This is a genomic window from Actinoallomurus vinaceus (genome assembly GCF_039542055.1).
Classification (GTDB): domain Bacteria; phylum Actinomycetota; class Actinomycetes; order Streptosporangiales; family Streptosporangiaceae; genus Actinoallomurus; species Actinoallomurus vinaceus.
Genome location: NZ_BAABHK010000024.1, coordinates 48,342 through 69,662, shown reverse-complemented (window position 1 = coordinate 69,662; position 21,321 = coordinate 48,342). Strand labels below are relative to the sequence as shown.

Genomic DNA, 21,321 nt, shown 5'->3' with positions numbered 1-21,321 from the left:
TCTGATTGACTAAGTGATCCTAAGGAATCTCAGGAATCGTCCCGGCTGGATGCCGGGTGTGTGCCAATCGTGTTCGTGCCCTGGTGTCGGCGGGCAGAGCCGCCGATCCGCGTGGCACGTCCCTCCGGACGCTGTCGGTCCAGCGTGCGCGGCTATCGGACCGAAGAGGGTGCCCCGCGTCGCCTGGGCACGGGGCGTGTTGATGACAGGACGATACCATGAGATCACCAAGAGTGACTAAGGAAAGAAGTGAACCTTAATGGCTGTCGTTTTAGATCGAATGCAACCTTCCCCGTGCCCGCGCCGGTCTCTTAGGTGGAACCCAGGAGGAGGGATCGGGTGCGCGCGGCCGACGAAGAGGCCTATACCGAGTACGTGACCGCCAAACTGCCGGAATTGCACCGGATCGCGTACTTTTTGTGCAAGGACGCGCATCGTGCCGATGATGTGCTGCAGACCGCGATCACGAAGCTCTACGTACACTGGCATCGCGCCCGGGAGGCCGATGACCTGGACCGCTACGTCCGAACCATGCTGATCCGATCCTTCCTCAACGAGCAGCGCCTGCGCTGGGCGCGCGTCCGGCTCACCGGAGCCCCGCACGAAACCCCGAGTCCCGTCGCCATGGCCGGACCGGACGTCGAGACGCGCGCCGTCGTGCACGCCGCCCTGGAGCGCGTCCCGCCCCGGCAGCGCGCCGTACTCGTCCTGCGGTTCCTTTGCGATCTTCCAGTGGCGGAGGTCGCCGAGATACTCGGCTGTTCGCAGGGCAACGTGAAGAGCCAGACGGCGCGTGGACTGGAGAGGCTCCGCAAGCTGCTCGGCGAACCCATCGCCGCCGGTCTCGGAGGGAGAAGCTGAAATGGAGCAGCAAGAGCAGGACGGCGCTCACCTCCTCGCCCCGCTGCGATCGGTGACGCCTGACGGTCCGCCCGGCGTGGACCTGGGGAAGGCGCTGCGCACGGGCCGCCGCCACGCGCGGATCCGCCACACCACCGTACGGGCGGGGGGCACCGTCGCGGTCGTCGCCGCGGTGGCCGCCCTGGGCCTGCTCGTCCGCGTCCTCGCGCCGTCGCACCCGGGCCCCGCGGCGCCCGCCCGCGACGAATTCGACGTCCTGCACCGTGCCTTCCGCGTCGGTTCCGCGGGCGGGCTCACCCCCGACACGTACGAGACGGGCCGTTACCGTCAGCGGATCGTGCTCCGGGCGGCCGACCCGAACGGCGGCACGGGCGTCGACGCGGTGGTCGTGATGTACGCCAAAGGCCGGTCTCCCGATGGCCGCGGCGCGTCCTGGCGGCCCGCCGGCCGGCCGGCCGACCCGATCGACGGCCGTCGCGCGATCCTGTTGACCAGCCCGGTGATCCGTTCCGGCGCGACCGAGCTGGCCTGGGAGTGGCGGCCGGGCGCCTGGGGATTCGTCTCGCTGAAGGGAGCCGGCGCCGACGTCTCCCACGCCGAGAAGGTGGCCCTGAGCGTGCGGTACGGGGCGAACGACCCGGTCGCGCAGCCGATCGCCGTGCCCGCCCGCGCGCTCAAGTCGTGGAACCGGCTGGTCGGCGTCGTCTCGTCCGTCGGCCCCGCCCGCTTCGGACGCGTGCTGCTCCTTCGCTACGCGGCCGACGACGCGGCGGCCGACACCACGGCGCGGATCGACGTCGGCGTCCGGCTGCCCACCCCGTCGACGGACGCCACGATGTCGATCGACGGTAAGCCGGCGGCGATGTCCCAGGGAAAGGTGATCTTCCTGGACGGAAGCGGGCTCACCGTCGAGACCGGCGACGCCGCCGTCCTGGCGGGGATCGGCGGCGGGGCGGCACTGCGGGTCCTGGCCGCGTCGGTGAAGCTCACCGCCCAGCCGTCCTGGCCCTCCGTTCCCGACGCCAGCTGCCCCGCGACGAGGGGACCGACGGCCTCGCACTCCACGCCGCCGTGCGTGACGGGCACGGCGACACCCACCCCCGGCCACACCCCCACCGGGGTCGTGACGCCTCACCCGGCGACCGGGCACTGAGGAGCACCCCCGACGCGCCCAGGCACGAACGACCGGCGCCCGGTCGCTGAGGAGCACCACGCGCCCAGGCACGAACGGCCGACGCCCAGGCACGAACAGCCGACGCCCGACCTCCCGGCGCCGGGCGTCGGCTTCTCTCGGCGGCTACCGGGTGCGGCGGCGCCGTCCCGGGGGTGGAGGATCGGTCCTGAGCCAGTTCTCGAGGAGGTCGCAGGCCGTCTCGACGCCGTTCTCGGCCCGGATGGCACCCCCGAGGGCGGCGGCTCGTTCCTTCATTACGTCGTCCGTCACCGCCTGCCGTACGGCGGTGGCCAGCGCGTCGGCGGTGAGATCCGCGATCGGGATGGGCCGGGGGCCGGCTCCGAGCGCGTGGACCCGGCCGCCCCAGAACGGCTGATCCACGAAGAACGGGCAGATGACACTCGGCACTCCGGCCCGCAGGGCGCTCGCGGTCGTGCCGGCCCCGCCGTGGTGCACGATCGCGGCCATCCGGGGGAACAGCCATGAGTGCGGGACGTTCGACGCGACGAAGAAGTCGTCGGTCGAGGGTTCCGGGTCGCCGAGCAGCACGCCCCGTACCCCCGCCCGGCGCAGGCCGTCGCGGACGACGCGGCTCATCTCCACCGGGTCGGCGGGCACCATGCTGCCGAAGCCCACGTAGACCGGCGGTGGCCCGGCGTCCAGGAAGCGCGCCAGATCCGCCGGCGGCCGCCATTCGTCGGAGAGGTCGTCCAGGAACCAGTAGCCGGTGATCCGCACGTTGGCGGGCCAGTCGCGGGGACGGGGCACGACGGCCTCGCTGTATCCGCACAGGCGGAGCAGCCGGTCCTTCTCCATCTGGCGGTGCGGCCCGCTGAAGCGCGGCAACGGGCGGAGCCCGAGTTCCTCGACGCGCCATCCGTTCGTGCCGGGACGGCGGGTCCGCCACATCAGCTGCGCGGCCAGGGAGTGGCTGAGCCGATTGCCGAGCCGGCCGAGGGACCGGCCGCCGGGCACGAGATAGCTCGGATACCCCCCCGTCGGGTGGCGCGGCAGGTACTCGGCGATGGCGCACGGCACGCCCATCGCCTCGGCGACGTGATACCCGGCCGCGCCCATGTGCGAGAACACGATCGCGTCGGCGTCCGCGCAGCCCTCCACGGCGGCCGTCAGGAACCGCTCGGCCATCGGCGTGATGAACCTCCGGAATCCGCGCAGGTTCGCGGCCGGGTTCTGCCCCTGGCCGAGCCACCGCTGCCCCTCCTCGCCGCCGAGTTGGGCGGGGATGTCGACGGCCAGCGGGTGGCATTCCAGGCCGGCGTCCTCGATCAGTCCCTGATAGCTCTGACTCGCGACGACCCGGACCTTGTGGTCGCGCGCCGCGAGTCCGCGCCCGAGCGCGGCGTAGGGCTCGGTGTCTCCCCTGCTGCCGTTCGTGACAATGACGATCCGCATGCTCGGATGAAACGGCATCGCGCTCGAAGCGGACTCAATTTGAAATGGGACGATATGCCGCCTCCTACCAGGCCAGAGGGAGCGCGACCGGACGGGGGAAGGCGAGACCCGGCTGCCAGACGATCTCGTCCTCCACGGCGGCGAGCCGGAGTTCCGGGAACCGGCGGACCAGGGCGTGCAGGACGACTTGGAGCTCCACTCTGCCGAGCTGCGCGCCGAGGCAGAAGTGGATCCCATGGCCGAATCCGATCTGCGGGTTGTCCTCGCGGGCCAGGTCCAGCCGACCGGCGTCCGGGAACACGTCCTCGTCGCGGTTGGCGGAGTTGAACAGAGGGATCACGACCTCGCCGGCCCGGATCACGACGTCGCCGATGGGGACGTCCTCGGTCGCGATCCGCATCGTGCCCGCGCCACCGCCGATCTGGCTGAACCGCAGGAGCTCCTCGACCGCCGACGGGATCAGCGCGGGGTCGTCGACGAGCCGTCGGTAGCGCGTGGGCTCGTGCAGCAGATGGAACACGAAGTGTGTGATCGCCGCGGTGGTCGTGTGGTAGCCGGCGGCGAGCAGGGTCATCGCGAACGCGAGGAGTTCCTCCTCGGAGAGCCGGTCGTCCTCGGCGTGCGCCCGGCCGAGAGCGGTCAGCAGGTCGTCGTCGGAGCCGCGGAGCTTCTCCGCGATCAGCCCGGAGAGGTAGCCGCGCAGCCGGCCGGCGGAGGCCCTCACCTCCTCCGCCGGCGCCCCGCCGGAGGTGCTGATCGTGAGCATCTGATCGGTCCAGGACTGGAAGCCCTCCTGGTCGGCCGGCGGCACCCCGAGCATCTCGCAGATGACGGTGATCGGCAGCGGGAGCGACAGCGCGCCGATCAGATCGGCAGGCGGCCCGTTCTCGGCCATCCGGTCGAGGAGACGCTCGGTCAGCTCCTCGATGTGCGGGCGCATCGTCTCCACGCGCCGGGCCGAGAACTCGCGCGTCACGATTCTGCGGAGCCGTGTGTGCTCCGGCGGGTCGGTGATGACCAGGGACTTGGATCCCCGCTGGATCGGCATCAGCCGCGGCGCGCCGGGTCTCGTGATCGCTTCCTTGCTGAATCGCTGGTCCGAGCAGACCTGGCGGACGTCCGCGTACCGCGTGACCACCCAGGCGAGGTGCCCGGTCGGCAGGCGGACCCGGGCGACCGGCTCCGACTCGCGCATCTTGGCGTGCTCGGCCGGCGGATGGAACGGGTTGGAGGGGGCGAAGGGGAAGGGACAGACCTGGTCGGTGGGCGTCGTCATGGGGGCACTCCTGTGGGTCGGCGGACGCTCGGCGTTCGGCGCTCCGGTCCCGCCGAGATTCGCACCGGCCGCTTGAAGGGCGCTCACAGATGCCTTGAGCCGAGGGCCGACCGATCCTCCAGGCCGTTCATAGCGTCATCGGCGATGATCTCGCCGCATCTCACTGACGCATCCGCAGGAAGGCGGAGGACATGCAGAGATTTCTCATTGTGGCCCGCATGCAGCCGTCATCGGCCGCCGAGGTGGCCCGGCTGTTCGGCGAATCGGACGCCACCGACCTACCGCGCATCGCCGGAACGGTCACCCGCAGCCTACTCCGCTTCCACGACCTTTATTTTCACTACTCGGAGGTCGAGGATTCGGCGGAGAAAACGATTCAGGACATCCGCCGTAGCGAGGAATTCACGCGGCTGAACGCGCGGCTGACCGAGCACATCACGCCGTACGATCCGCAGACCTGGCGATCTCCCGCCGACGCGATGGCCCAGGAGTTCTATCGCTGGGAGGCGGGGCGGGGCATCGTCTCAGGAGAGTAGGGCCGCGGCCACCCCGGCCCTGAGGGACGGACTCACATCCCTCAGGGCCGATCGCGGGCGGGCGACGCCGGTCAGACCGCCTCGGAGGTCAGCATCTTGTGCTGAAGCGAGCGAATGCACGGGTTGGGCTCAACGCCGAGTTCGTCGACGAGCAGCCTCCGCAGTTTCTGGTACTCCTCCAGGGCCTCGTGACGCCGGCCCGAGCGGGACAAGGCCACCATCAGCTTGTAGTGGAACCATTCGTTGAGGCGATGGGTCAGGGTGAGCTTCTTCAACTCGCCGATCAGCTCGTGGTGCCGGCCCATCTGCATGTCGCACTCGATGCGGAGTTCGGTCGCGCGAATCCGGGCCTCTTCCAGCTTTACACGGTACATCTCCAGGTGCGGGCCGGTCGTGACGTCGACCAGCGCGGGGCCCCGCCAGAGTTCGAGGGCCTGCTGGAGAAGCTCGGACGCCTTCTCCAGCTCGGACCGTTCCAGAGCAGCCCGGCCGTCCGCGGTCAGGTGTTCGAAGCGTGCGAGGTCGATCCGCTCGTCGGGCACGGTCAACCGGTACCCGCCATGCCTGGTGAGCAGGAGGTTCTCGGTCACCCAGGCTCCGTCGCCGAGGCCCAGCAGCTTGCGCAGTTGGTAGATGTAGGTCTGCAAGGTCGTTTGGGCGCTCTGGGGCGGATGTTCCCCCCAGAGCTCCTCCATGAGGGTCCCGGTCGAGACGACGTCGTTCGACGAGACGAGCAGCAGCGCGAGCACGGTCCGCTGCTTCGGGGCGGTGGGCGTGATGAGCCGGCCATGGTCGGCGACTTCCAGGCCCCCGAGGATCTTGAATTCCACCCCGTATCCACCTCCGCGAAACATGCCATTAACATAGTTAATGACGCTCTCTAACTGATTTCAGTCAGAGAGTAACCAGGGAGCGGAGGCGTTTTCACTTATGTGGCCGACCTAGGACATCTTTGTAAGCAATGTTGACGTCTCACTAGAGCCCATTTTCGGGGAAGATCCACCAACGTCGGTGGCAGTTACCAGCGAAGTGCATGTAATCGGCTACTCCGCGGTTTACCCGGCAGCGCCCTGCGCACAACATTGAGCTGACCGAGTTGCATACGAATTCACGTCGTGGCCGACGTGAAACATCGGAATGTTCAGCCCGAAATAGGCTCAGTCACCTCCTCCGGCATGAGTGATCGAACGCACGTCCCAAACCCAGACGCCACCGACGTACGCTCCCGGCCCGAGCAGCCGGTCCAGCGTGACCCGCAACGGCTCCTGCTGGTCGTGGGGGCCGAGAACGACCGCGTCCGCCCGCCAGAAGACGAGATCGTCCCGGGCGGCCTGGACGTCGGCGGGGGTCACCGCGGCGGCGACGTGGCCGTCCCGGACGCGGCCGAGCAGGCTCGACGTCGGGCGCGGAACGGCGCCGTAGACGCCCTGCCGGTCCGAGCCCCACGGCCCCAGGAAGTAGCCCTCCGCGATCGAGAACCGCAGACCGGCCACGACCTGCCAGTGCATGGCCGTCGCCTCGCCGGAGTCCGGCAGCGGGACGGTGACGATGGTGTGGCCGGGCGCGGCGTAGTGGCGCCAGAGCCCCCGGGAGAAGAACGCCGGCGTCGCCGGCCGGTCGGCGGCGAGCAGCGGCTTCGGGGCGATGGGCAGCAGCGCCTCGGCCAGCGCGACCCCCCAGACTAGCCGCAGTGGCGCACCTCGCCAGGGGGCCAGGGCGCCCAGCGTGACCACCTTCTCGGTGGCGAACGCCAGGAGGACGGCGATGGCGGGCACGCAGACCAGGGTGAAGCGGGTCTCCAGCACCGACTCGTAGAGCGGAAGCTGCGAGACCAGCTTCCAGGGGCCGATGAGCCCGGTCTTCTCGCCGTGGAAGACGATCTCGGGGCCGAGGGAGAAGGCCATGGCCACGACGATGACGAGGGTGAGCGCCCGAACGAGCGCCACCTGCCAGAGCCACACGACGAGGACGGCGACGAGGATGAGCAGCGGCCAGCCGAAGAAGGCGTTCTCCTCCGTCGGGTTGAGCGAGAGCGGTCCCGCGGTGGCCCGGTCCCCCGCCAGGGACCGGCTCGCGAACGCCGTCAGCGCCAGGACGTCATTGCCGGCCGGTCCGTGCAGGAGGCTCCGGTAGCTCTGCGGGCCGGTGAACTGCCACCACAGCGGATACGCCACCAGCGGCGCGATCACCACGGCCGCGACGGCGGCCCCCTTCGCCAGAGGGGCGATGGCGGTCCGGGCCCGGTCCGGCCGCGCGAGGCCGTAGCCGAGGGCGAAGACGGCCAGCCCGGTCGCGGCGAGCAGGAGCGGCTCCTCGCCGAGGAGGATCTGGAACGTCACGAGCAGCCCGAGGATCACGCCGTCGCGGACCGCCGCGCCGCCTTCGGCGAGCCGGATGAGCCGATCGATGATCAGCGGGATCACGAACAGCACGGCGAGGTTGGGATGCGCGTTCGCGTGCGAGATGACCGGCGGGGCGAACGCGGCGAAGCCTCCGCCGAGGGCGGCGGCCGGCCAGGAGCGCACGACGTGGCGGCGGAGCAGCCGGTACCAGGCCGTGGCGGTCGCCGCCAGGCCCAGGGTGAGGATCAGCGCCCAGGTGACCGTCGGGCCGAAGAGCAGGGTCACCGGGGTCAGCGGAACGCCCAGGCCGAGCATCGCGGTGTTGGCCATGAGGTTCACGCCGAGCGGATGGTTCAGCAGCGTGGTGAAGAACGGGTTGTGCAGGTGCGCGACGTTGTGCGCGGTGACGGCGAAGAACCACTCCCACTGCGTCTGGTCCTGCCCGCTGTCGGTGAGGTACCGATGGCCGAGGCCCGGCCAGAACCGCCCGTAGACCCAGAAGGCGCCGATAAGGTAGCCGATGGCGACGAACCATCCCGGCCGCGGCCACCTACGGCCGCTCGTCACCTCGGCGTCCTCCGAGGGCGGCGCGATGAGGTCACCGCCCACCGTCACGGCGTCTCCTTCGAGACCCTGACCCCGGCGTGTCTCCACCGCACGCGGACCACGTCGGCGAGCACCCTGAGGTAATCGGCGGACCGCACTTTCGATCCGCTCCGGTGTGCCCACCTCACCGGCACCTCGGCGACCGGCCAGCCCAGACGGCGGAAGAGGTAGAGGATCTCCACGTCGAATCCCCAGCCGTCGATGCGGGCCAGCGCGAACGCGCGCCGCGCCTTGTTCCCGTCGAACAGCTTGAAACCGCACTGCGTGTCGTGGATGCCGGGGGTGGCCACCGTACGGATCACCCGGTTGCCCAGCCGGGCGAGGATCTCGCGGGCCGGCGGCCGCCGGACCTCGATCCGGGAACCGGCCACCGCTCGCGATCCGATCGCGGCGGCCGCCCCACCCCGCAGGCCGGAGCGCAGCCGGTCGAGCTCATCGATGGGCGTCGGCAGATCCGCGTCGCAGAAGAACACCTGCGCGCCCTGCGAGGCGGCGACGCCGAGGCGTACGGCGTGGCCCTTGCCGCGGTTGTACGGCGACCGGATCACGCGGATCCGCGGATCGATGCGCGCCGCGGATTCGACGACACGGTGGGTGCCGTCCTGGGACCCGTCGTCGACGACGATCAGCTCCCAGCACAGGTCCGAGGAGCAGAGGTACCCGCTGATCGCCTCGAGCGTGGCCCGGAGGCGGAACCGCTCGTTGTAGGCGGGGATGATGACGGACAGGTCGACGACCGAGGGGACCGGCACGAGGGAGGTCCGCTCGCCGAGGGCCGTTCGCGTTGCGCTCACACCCCGGTGACCACGCCGGGCGCGCGCCCGGTTGCGTGACGTGGGTCACACGCCGGCCATGCGTCAGCAGTGGCCGGCGTGGCGCCGTTCTCCCCGGGGCCGCGGCACCCGGGTCACCTGCGGGTCAGCGGTGGCCTGTCGCGAGCCGGTCCAGGAGCTCGATCGCCGCACGCCGTACGTCCTCGGGCACGAGTCCGCCCAGGACGGTGCGGGCCTGCTCGAAGTCACGGGTGGTCGCGCAGGTCACGGCGACGGACCCGGCGGCGGCCTTCTCGAGCGACCCGGCCGGCGCCCGGTCGGCCAGATCCCGCGCGCTCTCGGCGAGATCCAGGTTGTCTTTGGTACTCGGGCTGCTCAACGATTCTCCTTGGAATGCCGGTGGTGCGGGCCGTCGCCGGCCTGATTCACCACCGCGGATGCCGAGACCCCTGAAATCGTAGACGAACGCCGGCCGTGGGTCGGCGTCGCCCCTCCCCGGAGCCGAAATGTCGGCCGGCGGGGCGACCTCCGGTCCTCTCCATCATCCCCGTCAGTCGGCGAACGTGTCGAGGTAGGCCAGGAAAGCGTCGCGCTCCTCGGCCAACTGCTCGTGCGCGCCCGCGTAGACGTGGTCGAACATCGAGCGCGGGTCCGGGTCGGGCAGGGCCCGGCATTCGTCGCGGACGCGGCGGCCGAGCTCGTCGGCCTCGGCGTCCAGGGCCTCGAAGAAGGCGTCGTCGGCCAGTTCGTTCTTGGTGAGATACGCCCGGAGCCGCTCGATCGGGTCCTTCAGCCGCCACTCCTCCAGCTCCGCGTCGGCCCGGTAGCGCCGCGGGTCGTCGGAGCTCGTGTGGGCGCTCATCCGGTAGGTGTAGGCCTCGATGAGCGTCGGCCCCTCGCCGTTCCGCGCTCGCTCCAGGGCCGTACGCGCCACGGCCAGGCTGGCGAACACGTCGTTGCCGTCCACCCGTACGCCGGGGAACCCGAAGCCGGACGCGCGGCGGTAGAGCGGCACGCGCGCCTGCGTCTCCAGCGGCGCGGAGATCGCCCACTGGTTGTTCTGGCAGAGGAACACCACGGGGGCGTTCTGCGCGCCGGCCCACACGAACGCCTCGTTGACGTCGCCCTGGCTGGTCGCGCCGTCGCCGAAGCAGGCCAGCACGGCCTCCGGCGCCCCGTCGCGCTGCACGCCCATGGCGTAGCCGACGGCCTGGAGCGTCTGCGCGCCGATCACCAGCGCGTACCCGGCCAGCCGGTGCTTCTCGGCATCCCAGCCGCCGTAGGAGACGCACCGCCACAGCTCCAGGAGGTTCGCCGGTGGGACCCCGCGGACGTACGCGATGCCGTGCTCGCGGTAGCTCGGGAAGACGAAGTCCTCCGGGCGCAGCGCGCGGGCCGTGCCGATCTGCGCGGCCTCCTGCCCGAGCAGCGGCGCCCACAGGCCGAGCTCGCCCTGCCGCTGAAGCGCCATCGCCTCGGTGTCGAACCGGCGGACGAGCGTCATGTCGCGGAAGAGCCCCCGGGCCTCCTCCCCGCTGATCTCGAAGGGATACCCGGGATGGTCGATCCGCTCCCCCTCCGGGGTGAGCAGCTGCACGAGGTCGGTCACGCGAGCTGATTGTGCCAGCATCGGAGGTGCGGGTTCGTCACCCGGGTGCCTCCTCACCTCATCGGCCTCATGTGCTCTAGGGGGTGTCCGGCACCCCTAGTACTTCAGGAACGCCACTTTGGCCAGCGCGGAGGCGACGGTGACCGGGTAGGCGTTGTGGTTGTAGACCCGCAGCCGCAGGCGGGTGTCCTTGTCGAGGCCGAGCTGGCCGCCGAGCGCCGCCCGCAGGCTCCCGTCCGGCGCGGCGCGGAACGGCGTGCGCCAGGCGTCGTCCAGCACCGTCCAGGGGTCGCCGTCCTTGGCGGGCGGCTTCATCCGGGACCAGGCGATGTCGACCGCGTCGTTCGCCCGCAGGCCGGTCACCTGGACGATCGCGTCGCAGACCGCCCACACCGTCGAGCCTCCGATGATCGAGAAGCCGTCCGGTGAGTGGTGGCCGTGGGTGTCGGAGTACTCCGTGTGGAACTGGATCGAGATGTCGTTGGACGCCGGCACCTGCTGCTGCGCGCCGGCGCCGAGGCTGACCACCTCGGCCATGTCGTCCTCCAGGGATCGGTAATCGGGGGAGCCGTAACCGACGACGATGCCCGCGGGGGTGCGGACGCGTCGCATCACGGCGTCGCTCGTGTTGAACTCGATCGTCACGATCCGCCCGTCGGTCCGCACCGACTCGACGAGGCCGACGTGGTCGATGCCGGAGATCGAGTGGCCGCCGTCCCAGTCGTAGAAGACCAGGTCGCCGACGTGCGGGCGGGTGCCCCAGTGCTTGTGGTCGGCGAACCACTGGGCGTGCCAGGGGGTGTAGGCGTACTCGCCGACGACGGAACCCGAGCCGATCTGCGCCGCGCACCAGGACAGGCCCATGTCGCACCAGTTGGCGTCGGCGAACGAGGGGTCGTGGTGCCGGTCGGCGTACCACTGGCCGTACTTCGTGTGACCGTTGGCGGCCTCGTGGTAGCCGAGCTGGGTACGGGCCTCCTCGATCATCTTCTTCGCGGCCGGGGCGATGTTCGCCTCGATGGAGACCGAGCCGGGCTCCTGCGACACGTCCTGCGGCCCGTCTTCGGGCCGCGGTCCGGCGCCGCCGGGAACCTGGGGCGGGAGAGGTTCCGGTGCCATGCGTTCACGGTGGCACAGTGACCGAACAGTTGTCCGGGAGTCAGGACAAATCGTGGTTTGCGGAGGTACCGAATTCCCCATTGAGTTGATAGGGATTTTCGGGCAGGATGAATGCGTACGGACGTCTGTACGGTGCGTGACGGCCCCGCCGTCCGAAGGAGCGTGTAATGGCTCTGTGGAGACCGGATCCGACCTTCTACCCGTCCCCGCGCGAAGCGGTGAACGCGCCGCCGGAGACGCTCGCCTACATCGCCGCGTTCGACCGGTCCGCCGAGCGGCCCGACGCCATCGCCGTGGTCGACGTCGACCCGGACTCCACCTCGTACGGCTCCGTGGTCGGCTGGCGGGACCTGCCCTACACCGGTGACGAGCTGCACCACTTCGGGTGGAACGCCTGCAGCAGCGCCCTGTGCCCGAACGCCCCGCACCCCCACGTCGAGCGCCGCTACCTCGTCGTTCCCGGCCTCCGCTCGTCCCGGATCTACGTCATCGACGTCAAGGACGACCCGCTCAAGCCGTCGATCGTCAAGGTCATCGAGCCGGAGGAGCTGGCCGAGCGCGCCGGCTACTCCCGTCCGCACACCGTCCACTGCGGCCCCGACGGGCTGTACGTCTCCGCGCTGGGCGGTGCCAACGGTCAAGACGGGCCGGGCGGCGTCGCCGTGCTCGACCACACCTCGTTCGAGGTGCAGGGCGCGTGGGAGGCCGACCGCGGTCCGCAGCACCTCGCGTACGACTTCTGGTGGCACATCGCGCACGACGTCATGATCACCTCCGAGTGGGGCACGCCCTCGATGATCGAGGACGGCGTGAACGCCGAGCTGCTGCTCGGCCGGAAGTACGGCCACGCCCTGCACTTCTGGGACCTGCGCAAACGCCGTCACGTCCAGACGGTCGACCTCGGCGACGAGCACCAGATGGTCCTCGAGCTGCGGCCCGCGCACGACCCGACCAAGACGTACGGCTTCGCCGGCGTCGTCGTCAGCGTCGAGGACCTGTCCGCCTCCGTCTGGCTCTGGTACCGCGAGGACGGCGAGTTCAAGGCCCGCAAGGTCATCACGATCCCGGCGGAACCGGCGGATTCAGGAGACCTGCCGCCGGTGATCGCGCCGTTCGGGGCCGTGCCGCCGCTCGTCACCGACATCGACCTGTCGGTGGACGACCGCCACCTGTACGTCTCGTGCTGGGGCACCGGCGAGCTCAAACGCTACGACGTGACCGACCCGTTCAACCCGGTGGAGGCCGGGTCGGTGCGCATCGGCGGGATCACGCGCCGCACCCCGCACCCGGCGGCGCCCGACCTGCCGCTCGCCGGCGGCCCGCAGATGGTCGAGGTCAGCCGCGACGGCAAACGCGTGTACGTCACGAACTCGCTGTACGGCTCGTGGGACGACCAGTTCTACCCCGACGGCGTCGGCGCGTGGGCGGCCAAGCTCGACTCGGGCGCGGAGTTCACCTTCGACGAGCGGTTCTTCCCGCACGGCGACGACTTCCGCGGGCTGCGCCCGCACCAGACCCGTCTCCAGGGCGGTGACGCGTCCTCCGACTCCTACTGCTACCCGTGAACGTCAACGACGGATCCCTGCTCGCGCTGGTCGCCCTCGGCGCCTTCCACGGGCTGAACCCCGGCATGGGCTGGCTGTTCGCCGTCGCCCGGGGCCTGCAGGAGCGGTCCCGGGCGCTCGTGCTGCAGTCGCTGCCCGCGATCGCGGCCGGGCACGCCGTGTCGGTGTTCGTGGTCGCGGCCGTCGTCGAGCTCACCGGCTCGGTGCTGACCTCCCGGATCGTGGCGATCGGCGGCGGCGTGCTGCTGGTCGGGTTCGGCCTGTGGCGGCTGCTGTCCAGCCGCCACTTCCGCTGGGTGGGCATGCGGCTGACGCTCTGGCAGCTGGCCTGCTGGTCGTTCCTCATGTCCTCGGCGCACGGGGCCGGGCTCATGCTGCTGCCCGTGCTGACCCACGGCGCGGTGACCGTGCCCGGGCACTCCCACGGCCTGGCCTCCGGCGCGGGCAACGCCGTCATGGCGGCGATCTTCGTGACGGGCGTGCACACGCTCGCGATGTTCGTCGTCGCGGGCACCGTCGCCGTCATCGTGTACGAGGTCGTGGGGCTGGCCATCCTGCGCCGCGCCTGGTTCAACCTCGACCGGGTGTGGGCGGCCGCGCTCATCGGCGCGGGCGCGGCCACCCTGCTCATCACCGCATAGGAGTCAGTGGGCGCTGGAGGCGGCCCAGAGGTTGATCCCCGCCTCGACCGCGTAGCGGTCGATGGCGGCCAGCTCGTCGTCGCTGAAGTCGAGCCGCCTCAGGGCGCCGAGGGTGTCCTCCAGCTGCGCCACACTGCTCGCCCCGATCAGCGCCGACGTGACCCGCTGATCCCGCAGCGTCCAGGCGATGGCCATCTGCGCCAGCGACTGGCCGCGTTCCTTGGCCATCTCGTTGAGCGCGCGGATGTGCCGGAGGGCATCGTCGGTGAGCAGGTCCGGGGACAGCGACTTGCCCTGGCCGGCCCGTGAGCCCTCGGGGATACCGTTCAGGTACTTGTCGGTCAGCATGCCCTGCGCCAGCGGCGAGAACGGGATGCAGCCGACGCCCTCCCGATCCAGGGTGTCCAGGAGACCGCCCTCGATCCAGCGGTTCAGCATGGAGTACGACGGCTGGTGGATGAGCAGCGGCGTGCCCATCTCGCGCAGGATCGCGGCGGCCTCGGCGGTGCGCTCCGCCGAGTACGACGAGATGCCGGCGTACAGCGCCCTGCCCGACCGCACCGCGTGGTCCAGCGCGCCCATCGTCTCTTCGAGGGGCGTCTCCGGGTCGAACCGGTGGCTGTAGAAGATGTCGACGTACTCCACGCCCATCCGCTTCAGCGACTGGTCGAGGCTGGCCAGCAGGTACTTCCGCGACCCCCACTCACCGTACGGACCGGGCCACATGTCGTAGCCGGCCTTGGTCGACAGCACGATCTCGTCGCGGTACGGCCGGAAGTCCTCCCGGAAGATCCGCCCGAAGTTGGTCTCCGCCGACCCGTACGGAGGTCCGTAGTTGTTGGCGAGATCGAAGTGGGTCACGCCCAAGTCGAACGCCCGGCGCAGGATGGCCCGCTGGGTGTCGAGGGGCTTGTCGTCCCCGAAGTTGTGCCACAGCCCCAGCGACACCGCGGGCAGCTTCAGCCCGCTGCGCCCGGTCCGGCGGTAGGGAATCGTGTCGTACCTGCTCTCAGCGGCCTCATAGCTCATACCCAAGAGTCTGCCGGGTCCGGCACGCGCTCCGACCACGAGCCCCGCGCGAACGTCCGGTTCACGCTTGCTCGATCACACGCACCCGGGGCGGCTGCAAGGGCCTCGGGTCAACGCGCACCGTACTCCGACCACCGTTCCTGACGGCGATGAGGTCTTCGGCCCGTCCATTCGCACGCAGGTCGGCGCCTGTCATGATCAAGTCTTCGTCGTCGTGGCCGGTGGCGGTCAGATGGCCGATGAATCCGAATGGCAGTCGCTCAATGAGCCAGCCCGGCCATGTGGAGGTCATCTTCGCTATGAGTAGAGGCGGAACGCTGTCCGTAAGCGGTTCAACATCCCATTCCAGCTCACCCAATGATCGACGTACCACGAGCGGCACTCGGACGCTCCGCGGCAGCGGCCCGGTCGCCAAGAGTCTGCCACCGACCGAGGCGAGCGCTCGAATCAATGGACGCCATGAGCTGCGGCGCGATCGCATCCACGTATGAAAAGTGAACTATGATCCCGCTGTGACGCCGCACGTTGTCGATGACCCGAGCGCACTGACCGTACGAGCCCAGCATTTCCTGGCCCAGCACAGTCGCCGAGGGGCCACGCTCGACCGGGATCAGCTCCGCGATCGGTGGACGGATGTGGGCGGTCCAGAGGGCGGGCTCGACCGACTTGTGGAGTTTAGCGCCCGCTACGGCGGTCTGTCGTTCTGTCAGGAGCGGCCCGAATGTGATGGGCAGCATAAATATCAGTACAATTTTTCGATTTACACGTCTAGTTGGGAGCCTACCGACTCCGACGACTGGGTCGCTGTCGTCGGCGACACCGAAGGTTGCCAGTTGACATTCGATTGGTCGACTGGCCGGATTGGCGTCGACGTCGTTGGCCCGGAGACGTGGATCGCCGACTCGGTGGTGAACCTGATTGAGTCGGCCGCGCTCGCCCAATACATCTATGGAAGCATCGCACCACACCGTATGGCGCGTCGCGTCGACCGTTGGCAGGAGGCAGTCCCGGTTGAAGGTAAGGGTCCGGGATGGGGCTTGGCGAATGTGTCGTCGGAGCGGTTTCGGGGATTGGTGCCGGAAGTGACGCAAGCGTCCAGTCCGTGGAACCGCTGGTTCGCCGACGAGCAGGTTGCGGTACACGCCTGGCTGACCACCTACGAAATCGATAGAGAAGAAGTCGTCATGGCCTGGTATCGCGGTGCACAGGGACGACAGAGGATCGAGTCGGTGACCGGCCCGCTGCGCTGACGGGGCGACGCGGGCCGGACATCTACCCTCGCCGCGCGCCCCTGGACCAGAATGAGGAGGAGGACACGAAGCCGGTAGCGGAAAATAGTCGAATGAGTACACAGAGCGACGGGAACGGACCTACCATGCACGACGTGACCAGCGCACTCGAGTACTGGCCGTCCCCTCCCCCATGGGGATGGACCGCCGACGACATGGACCGGCTGCCCTCCGACGGTCCCAACGGCGAACCCGACTTCTTCAAGCACGTCGAGCTCATCGATGGAGCCCTCGTCTTCATGTCCCCCCAAAAACGCTTCCATGAGCACGTGATCCACGGACTCAGGGTCAGCCTCAACGCCCAGGTTCCAGATCATCTGTTCACGGTGAACCAGATGGACGTCAAACTAGGGCACCGTATGCGTCCCTGCCCCGACTTGCTCGTCATCGACGCCACCTCAGCGGATGACCTCGACCGGACGTTCTACACCCCCGACGAGGTCCACTTGGTGATCGAAGTGGTCTCCCCCGAGTCGGAGGAGCGTGACCGGAAGCTGAAGCCGCCGCGCTACGCGGAGGCGGGGATCCCCCACTTCTGGCGAGTGGAGGAGAACGACGGGCGCCCGGTCGTCTACGTGTACGAGCTGGACCCGGCGACCAAGACGTACGCGGTGACCGGCATCCATCACGGCAAGCTCAGCGTTCCCGTGCCGTTCCCGATCGCCATCGACCTCGAGAATCTGCCTCGTTAGGCGCCGGCGCGGGCGGAGGCTCGCAGGGCGATCGCGCGGATGCCGCCGGCGAGGAGCAGGCCGAGCCCCCCGGCGAGAATCGGGAGTCCGATGCCGAGCGGGAGTTCGGTGACGTAGTTGAGGCTGTCCCGCTCCGGCACCGTGGAGAAGCTCGCGGCCACGGTCGCCAGCGCGAACACCGCCGCCCCGACACCGCCGACGACGCCCCACATCGCGGCGGCGACGCTGCGCCCCGCCCACAGGCTCGCCACGATCGCCACCGCCAGCCACGCGAACGTCACCAGGGTCCACCCGCCGCCGTTGCTCAAGGTCGCGTATCCCCACCCGGAGTACGACCACTCGTACGACGAGCCCTTCTTGAACCACGGCAACAGGTACCCGGCCGACGTCGCGAGCGCACCGCAGAGCAGCGCGGCGTCGGGCTTGGGCCGCAGATCGACATCCGGCCGCAGATCAACATTCGCCATGATCGCACTATAAGTAGGCGTTCACGGCGTCGCCGAGGCTCCGGCGGAAACGATGCCTTCCCTCAGCGTGGGCGCGCCTGCGCAGGTGGGCCGGTCGAGGCGCGGACGACGAGCTCGCCGGGCAGCGAGACGCCGGAGGGGCGTCGGCCGTCGAGGAGTTCGAGGAGGGCGGTCATGGCGGTCGCGCCGAGTCGCTCGGCGGGCAGGCGGACGGTGGTGAGTTCCGGTTCGAGGGCGGTCGCGAGGAGGACGTCGTCGAAGCCGGTGACGGACAGGTCGCCGGGGATGTCCAGGCCCAGGGCGCGGGCCGCCTTGTACGCTCCGGCGGCGATGAGGTCGTCGTCGCAGACGACGGCGGACGGGCGGTCGGGGCGGTCGAGCAGCCGCAGGGCTGCCTGCCGGGCGGCCGCGACGTCGATGGCGGTGGTCTGGCGGATGAGCGAGCCGGGGAAGGCGTCCGCGAGCGCCTCGCCGCGTACGCGGAAGGTCCAGGCGTCGACGGCGGCGGCCACGTGGCCGATTCGGCGGTGCCCGAGCTCGGCCAGGTGGCCGGCGATGGCGCGCATGCCCCCGGCGACGTCGAAGTTGATGGTCGGCGCCGGAGCGGCCGGGTCGCTGTCCATCACGACGACGGGCAGGTCGCCGAAGTCGCTGATGCCGCCGACGATGGAGGAGGCCAGGACACCCTCGATGGCCTGGGTGTCGACCTGGCTGCGGGCGGGGCCGGCGTCATCGGGCCAGGGGTGGAGCACGACGCCGAACCCGCGCGAGGCCGCGACCTCGGCCGCGCCGGCGTAGATCGGGCCGAACACCGCGCCGGTCAGCGTGGGGACGACGAGCAGCACCGTACGGGTGCGGCCGAGGCGCAGGTTGCGGGCGGCGAGGTTGGGGCGGTAGCCGAGCCGCCGCGCGGCCTCGTGAACCGCCTGCCGGGTCTCGGGCGTGACCCTGCCCTCGGCCTTTCCGGCCAGCACGATCGAGACGGTGGACTGGGACACTCCGGCGGCCCGGGCCACGTCTCGGCTGGTCGGTCTCTTGGACACGACAAAAGATTAGACCTGCGCGCGGATCAGTGATACGTATGACCGGACGGCTTGGTAATACGTATGACAAGGGTTCGATGCGCTCCTATCTCGACTTCCTGCGGAAGCCGTACGCGGCCCGTCTGCTCGGCGGCACCCTCCTCGGCCGGCTGCCGAACGGCATGGGCCCGCTCGCGATCGTGCTGTTCGTCCGGGCGCACGGCGGCGGGTACACGCTGGCCGGGGTGCTGTCGGCGGTGTACGGCCTGGCCATGGCGGCGGGCCAGCCGGTGCTCGGCCGCGCGATGGACCGGTACGGCCAGCCCCGCATCCTCGCCTCCGCGGCGATGGCCGCGGCGGCGGGCTTCGCGCTGCTCGCGGCGTTCGGCGTACGGTCGCCGGCGGTCGCGACGGCCGCGGTGGTCCTGGCCGGGTTCGCCACGCCGCCCCTCGAAGCCGGCCTCCGGGCTCTGTGGCCGTCCGTCCTGAACGGCCCCGCCGAGGTCCAGGCCGCGTACGCGCTGGACGCGGCCTCCCAGGAGCTGCTGTTCACGGTCGGGCCCCTGCTCGTGATCGCCGCCACCGCCGTCTCGACGGGGGCGGCGCTGCTGCTGACCGGTGCCCTCGGGGTGGCGGGCACGCTCGTGGTCACAACGTCGCGTCCCTCGCGGGCGTGGCGAGGCGAGCCGGGCGGCGGGCACTGGGCGGGGCCGCTGCGCTCGTCCGGGATACGGGTCCTGATCACCGCGCTGACGTGCGTCGGCGTGTCACTGGGGGTGTTCAGCGTGGCGGTGGTCGCCTACGCCGACGCGCGCCACGCCTCGTACGCCTCCGGGCTTCTGCTCGCGCTCATGTCCGCCGGGGCACTGACCGGCGGGATCGTGTACGGGCTGCGACCCCGGCGCGGCCCGGCGTACCGGCGGCTGGTCCTGCTGATGGCGGGGCTCGCGGCCGGTTACCTGCCCCTGACGTGGGCGCCCGGGATGCCGGTGATGCCGGTACTGGCGATGGCCAGCGGGCTGTTCCTCGCCCCGGTTCTGGCCTGCACGTTCACGCTGGTGGACGACCTCGCGCCGCGCGGCACGGTGACGGAGGCGTTCGCGTGGCTCGTGACGGCGTTCGGGGTGGGCAGCTCGGCGGGCGCGGCGCTGGCCGGGCTGGCGGGCGACGCGGGCGGGGTCCACGCGGCGTTCGCGGTGGCCGGCGCGGGCGGCGTCCTCGCCCTCCTGGTCGTCCTCGTCGCGGGACCGATCGGCGCCTCCCCCGAGGCCGCCGACCGCTCCCCGGACGTCGCCGTCACTCACTGAGGAATCGTCACCGGAGCCCTGCCGCGGTCTCAGCCCCCGGACACCTCAGAGGCCGACATCGGTCACATCAGTGGCCACACGCCTCACAGGGTGATAGGAGGGACGGGACGACGACAACGTTGTCATCCACCCTCCAAGGCGGTGAACGATGAGAGCCCCCAGCCCCCTCTCCCGTAGAACCTTCCTCGGCACCCTCACCCTCGGCGGCCTGGCCGCGACGGCCCTTCCCGGCGGTGTCGCGAGCGCCGCCACGCCCGCGCGCTCCTCCCGGAACTGGCACCCCGTCGCGGACGACGTCCGCAGCGAACTCCGGCACACCTGGCAGTCCTACAAGCGATACGCCTGGGGCCACGACCAGCTGCTGCCCGTCAGCGGCGGGTACAGCGAGTTCTTCGACAAGAACCACCCGGTCGGACTCTCGATCGTCGAGGCCCTCGGCACCCTCTACCTCATGGGCCTGGACGACGAGCTCGCCGACGGCATCGGATGGATCAGGGACAACCTCGACTTCGCGGGCGTCAACGCGGACGTCCAGGTCTTCGAGACCAACATCCGCATGGTCGGCGGGCTGCTGTCGGGCTACCTCGCCACCGGCGAGAAGACCCTGCTCGACAACGCCAAGAAGATCGCCGACATCCTGCTCCCCTGCTTCACGACCTCGCCCACCGGCATGCCGTACCGGCTGGTCAACCCGCACACGGGCAAGATCAGCGGCAACGTCAACGTGCTCGCCGAGATCGGGACGATCATCGCCGAGTTCGGCACCCTCTCCCGCCTCGTCCACGACGACCGCTACTACAACGCCGCGAAGAAGGCACTGAAGGCGGTGTACGACCGGCGTTCGCCACTGGACCTGGTCGGCAGCGGCATCGACATCGAGACGGGCGCCTGGACCGACACCGCCTCCCGGATCGACCCGCCGGTCGACTCGTTCTTCGAGTACCTGTGGGACGGCTGGGACCTGTTCCGCGACTCCGACCTCAAGCACTGGTACGACACGCTCACCGCCGCGATCCTGCGCCACGAGAAGGAGCGGTACGGCGGTCAGGTGTGGTTCCACAAGGCCGACATGGCGACCGGCGCGTCCCTCGGCCGCGAGACCTCCGAGCTCACCGCCTTCTACGCCGGCCTGCTGGGCCAGAGCGGTCACCTGCGCGACGGCGAGGCGTACTTCGACGCGTGGACGTCGGTGCTGAAGACCTACCCGCTGCTGCCCGAGGGCTACGACTACGGCACCGGTACGGCGACGGACAAGGGCAACCAGCTGCGCCCGGAGTACGTCGACTCGGCGTTCAACCTCTGGCTGATCACCGGCAAGGAGGTGTACCGGGAGCGCGCCTACGACTACTACCTCACCCAGAAGCGCTACTCCCGCGTCGCCAACGGCTGGACCATCGTCGCGGACGTCACGACGACGCCCCCGAAGCTCGGCGACCTGACCTCCGGCTACTGGTGGTCGGAACAGATGAAGTACTGGTACCTGATGTTCTCCGACTGCCCCCGCTTCAACTACCGCGACAATTACCTGTCCACCGAAGGCGACGTCTTCAAGGGATTCATCCGTCACTGACGATCGGAGATCGTGATCGGCGCCGTTCGA

At 70.1% G+C, this 21,321-nt stretch carries 21 protein-coding genes; 9 read left to right on the top strand and 12 right to left on the bottom strand.

Annotated elements, in window-relative coordinates:
* Nucleotides 1–339: 339 nt before the first annotated feature.
* The gene (locus tag ABEA24_RS48275) at nt 340–861 is read left to right on the top strand and encodes a SigE family RNA polymerase sigma factor (protein ID WP_345442327.1); all 522 of its coding nucleotides are present in this window, start codon (nt 340–342) and stop codon (nt 859–861) included.
* A gap of 1 nt (nt 862) precedes the next feature.
* A complete protein-coding gene (locus ABEA24_RS48270; RefSeq protein WP_345442324.1) occupies nt 863–2,014 on the top strand; it encodes a hypothetical protein in 1,152 nt (383 codons plus the stop codon).
* A gap of 144 nt (nt 2,015–2,158) precedes the next feature.
* Here the strand turns inward: ABEA24_RS48270 and ABEA24_RS48265 are convergent, their stop codons facing one another.
* A complete protein-coding gene (locus tag ABEA24_RS48265) occupies nt 2,159–3,448 on the bottom strand; it encodes a glycosyltransferase (protein WP_345442321.1) in 1,290 nt (429 codons plus the stop codon).
* A gap of 64 nt (nt 3,449–3,512) precedes the next feature.
* Nucleotides 3,513–4,724 (bottom strand): cytochrome P450, encoded by a 1,212-nt coding sequence (locus ABEA24_RS48260; protein ID WP_345442319.1) that lies wholly within the window; start codon nt 4,722–4,724, stop codon nt 3,513–3,515.
* Nucleotides 4,725–4,933: 209 nt separating this feature from the next.
* On the opposite strand from ABEA24_RS48260, the gene ABEA24_RS48255 reads away from it, so the two are divergent.
* Entirely contained in the window at nt 4,934–5,260 is a 327-nt protein-coding gene (locus tag ABEA24_RS48255; RefSeq protein ID WP_345442316.1) for a TcmI family type II polyketide cyclase, read from the top strand.
* 71 nt (nt 5,261–5,331) lie between these two features.
* On the opposite strand, the gene ABEA24_RS48250 is transcribed toward ABEA24_RS48255, so the two are convergent.
* The 6 genes from ABEA24_RS48250 to ABEA24_RS48225 all read right to left on the bottom strand — a co-directional run bounded on the left by ABEA24_RS48250 (nt 5,332) and on the right by ABEA24_RS48225 (nt 11,709).
* On the bottom strand, nt 5,332–6,090 hold the full coding sequence (locus ABEA24_RS48250; protein WP_345442313.1) for an AfsR/SARP family transcriptional regulator: 759 nt from the start codon (nt 6,088–6,090) through the stop codon (nt 5,332–5,334).
* Between the two features lie 327 nt (nt 6,091–6,417).
* Nucleotides 6,418–8,217 (bottom strand): glycosyl transferase, encoded by a 1,800-nt coding sequence (locus tag ABEA24_RS48245; RefSeq protein WP_345442310.1) that lies wholly within the window; start codon nt 8,215–8,217, stop codon nt 6,418–6,420.
* A complete protein-coding gene (locus ABEA24_RS48240) occupies nt 8,214–9,002 on the bottom strand; it encodes a dolichyl-phosphate beta-glucosyltransferase (protein ID WP_345442306.1) in 789 nt (262 codons plus the stop codon). The genes ABEA24_RS48245 and ABEA24_RS48240 overlap by 4 nt, the downstream gene beginning before the upstream one ends.
* Nucleotides 9,003–9,126: 124 nt before the next feature.
* Nucleotides 9,127–9,360, bottom strand: a complete 234-nt coding sequence (locus ABEA24_RS48235; protein WP_345442303.1) for a hypothetical protein — start codon at nt 9,358–9,360, stop codon at nt 9,127–9,129.
* 171 nt (nt 9,361–9,531) lie between these two features.
* Nucleotides 9,532–10,611 (bottom strand): pyruvate dehydrogenase (acetyl-transferring) E1 component subunit alpha, encoded by a 1,080-nt coding sequence (gene pdhA, locus ABEA24_RS48230; protein WP_425551329.1) that lies wholly within the window; start codon nt 10,609–10,611, stop codon nt 9,532–9,534.
* Between the two features lie 75 nt (nt 10,612–10,686).
* Complete coding sequence (locus ABEA24_RS48225; RefSeq protein WP_345442297.1) at nt 10,687–11,709, bottom strand: CHAP domain-containing protein; 1,023 nt, start codon at nt 11,707–11,709, stop codon at nt 10,687–10,689.
* A gap of 167 nt (nt 11,710–11,876) precedes the next feature.
* Here ABEA24_RS48225 and ABEA24_RS48220 point away from each other — a divergent pair, with 167 nt between their 5' ends.
* Both ABEA24_RS48220 and ABEA24_RS48215 read left to right on the top strand, forming a co-directional pair.
* Complete coding sequence (locus tag ABEA24_RS48220; RefSeq protein WP_345442294.1) at nt 11,877–13,274, top strand: selenium-binding family protein; 1,398 nt, start codon at nt 11,877–11,879, stop codon at nt 13,272–13,274.
* Nucleotides 13,271–13,915 carry a hypothetical protein gene (locus ABEA24_RS48215; protein ID WP_345442291.1) on the top strand — a complete coding sequence of 215 codons (645 nt, stop codon included), beginning with the start codon at nt 13,271–13,273 and terminating at the stop codon, nt 13,913–13,915. The genes ABEA24_RS48220 and ABEA24_RS48215 overlap by 4 nt, the downstream gene beginning before the upstream one ends.
* Before the next feature lie 3 nt (nt 13,916–13,918).
* Here ABEA24_RS48215 and mgrA read toward each other — a convergent pair whose 3' ends face one another.
* Entirely contained in the window at nt 13,919–14,944 is a 1,026-nt protein-coding gene (gene mgrA, locus ABEA24_RS48210) for an L-glyceraldehyde 3-phosphate reductase (protein ID WP_345442288.1), read from the bottom strand.
* 61 nt (nt 14,945–15,005) lie between these two features.
* A complete protein-coding gene (locus tag ABEA24_RS48205) occupies nt 15,006–15,236 on the bottom strand; it encodes a hypothetical protein (RefSeq protein ID WP_345442286.1) in 231 nt (76 codons plus the stop codon).
* 220 nt (nt 15,237–15,456) lie between these two features.
* On the opposite strand from ABEA24_RS48205, the gene ABEA24_RS48200 reads away from it, so the two are divergent.
* A complete protein-coding gene (locus ABEA24_RS48200) occupies nt 15,457–16,194 on the top strand; it encodes a hypothetical protein (protein WP_345442284.1) in 738 nt (245 codons plus the stop codon).
* A gap of 125 nt (nt 16,195–16,319) precedes the next feature.
* Nucleotides 16,320–16,925, top strand: coding sequence for a Uma2 family endonuclease (locus tag ABEA24_RS48195; RefSeq protein ID WP_345442281.1), 606 nt, complete (start codon nt 16,320–16,322; stop codon nt 16,923–16,925).
* Here the strand turns inward: ABEA24_RS48195 and ABEA24_RS48190 are convergent.
* Nucleotides 16,922–17,392 (bottom strand): hypothetical protein, encoded by a 471-nt coding sequence (locus ABEA24_RS48190; RefSeq protein WP_345442278.1) that lies wholly within the window; start codon nt 17,390–17,392, stop codon nt 16,922–16,924. The two genes, ABEA24_RS48195 and ABEA24_RS48190, sit on opposite strands and share 4 nt — an antisense overlap.
* 62 nt (nt 17,393–17,454) lie before the next feature.
* On the bottom strand, nt 17,455–18,435 hold the full coding sequence (locus ABEA24_RS48185) for a LacI family DNA-binding transcriptional regulator (protein WP_345442275.1): 981 nt from the start codon (nt 18,433–18,435) through the stop codon (nt 17,455–17,457).
* 77 nt (nt 18,436–18,512) lie between these two features.
* Between ABEA24_RS48185 and ABEA24_RS48180 the strand changes: the two genes are divergently transcribed.
* Both ABEA24_RS48180 and ABEA24_RS48175 read left to right on the top strand, forming a co-directional pair.
* Nucleotides 18,513–19,721, top strand: coding sequence for an MFS transporter (locus ABEA24_RS48180; RefSeq protein ID WP_345442272.1), 1,209 nt, complete (start codon nt 18,513–18,515; stop codon nt 19,719–19,721).
* 148 nt (nt 19,722–19,869) lie between these two features.
* Nucleotides 19,870–21,291: a glycoside hydrolase family 47 protein gene (locus ABEA24_RS48175; RefSeq protein WP_345442270.1), complete on the top strand. Its 1,422-nt coding sequence runs from the start codon at nt 19,870–19,872 to the stop codon at nt 21,289–21,291.
* Nucleotides 21,292–21,321: the final 30 nt, after the last annotated feature.

What these genes read in the sequence shown, in the direction of transcription:
- ABEA24_RS48270 (WP_345442324.1), top strand. Translation starts at nt 863, where the DNA reads ATGGAGCAGCAAGAGCAGGACGGCGCTCACCTCCTCGCCCCGCTGCGA.
- ABEA24_RS48265 (WP_345442321.1), bottom strand. Translation starts at nt 3,448, where the DNA reads ATGCGGATCGTCATTGTCACGAACGGCAGCAGGGGAGACACCGAGCCC.
- ABEA24_RS48260 (WP_345442319.1), bottom strand. Translation starts at nt 4,724, where the DNA reads ATGACGACGCCCACCGACCAGGTCTGTCCCTTCCCCTTCGCCCCCTCC.
- pdhA (WP_425551329.1), bottom strand. Translation starts at nt 10,611, where the DNA reads ATGCTGGCACAATCAGCTCGCGTGACCGACCTCGTGCAGCTGCTCACC.
- ABEA24_RS48225 (WP_345442297.1), bottom strand. Translation starts at nt 11,709, where the DNA reads ATGGCACCGGAACCTCTCCCGCCCCAGGTTCCCGGCGGCGCCGGACCG.
- ABEA24_RS48220 (WP_345442294.1), top strand. Translation starts at nt 11,877, where the DNA reads ATGGCTCTGTGGAGACCGGATCCGACCTTCTACCCGTCCCCGCGCGAA.
- mgrA (WP_345442288.1), bottom strand. Translation starts at nt 14,944, where the DNA reads ATGAGCTATGAGGCCGCTGAGAGCAGGTACGACACGATTCCCTACCGC.
- ABEA24_RS48205 (WP_345442286.1), bottom strand. Translation starts at nt 15,236, where the DNA reads ATGACCTCCACATGGCCGGGCTGGCTCATTGAGCGACTGCCATTCGGA.
- ABEA24_RS48195 (WP_345442281.1), top strand. Translation starts at nt 16,320, where the DNA reads ATGCACGACGTGACCAGCGCACTCGAGTACTGGCCGTCCCCTCCCCCA.
- ABEA24_RS48190 (WP_345442278.1), bottom strand. Translation starts at nt 17,392, where the DNA reads ATGGCGAATGTTGATCTGCGGCCGGATGTCGATCTGCGGCCCAAGCCC.
- ABEA24_RS48180 (WP_345442272.1), top strand. Translation starts at nt 18,513, where the DNA reads ATGCGCTCCTATCTCGACTTCCTGCGGAAGCCGTACGCGGCCCGTCTG.
- ABEA24_RS48175 (WP_345442270.1), top strand. Translation starts at nt 19,870, where the DNA reads ATGAGAGCCCCCAGCCCCCTCTCCCGTAGAACCTTCCTCGGCACCCTC.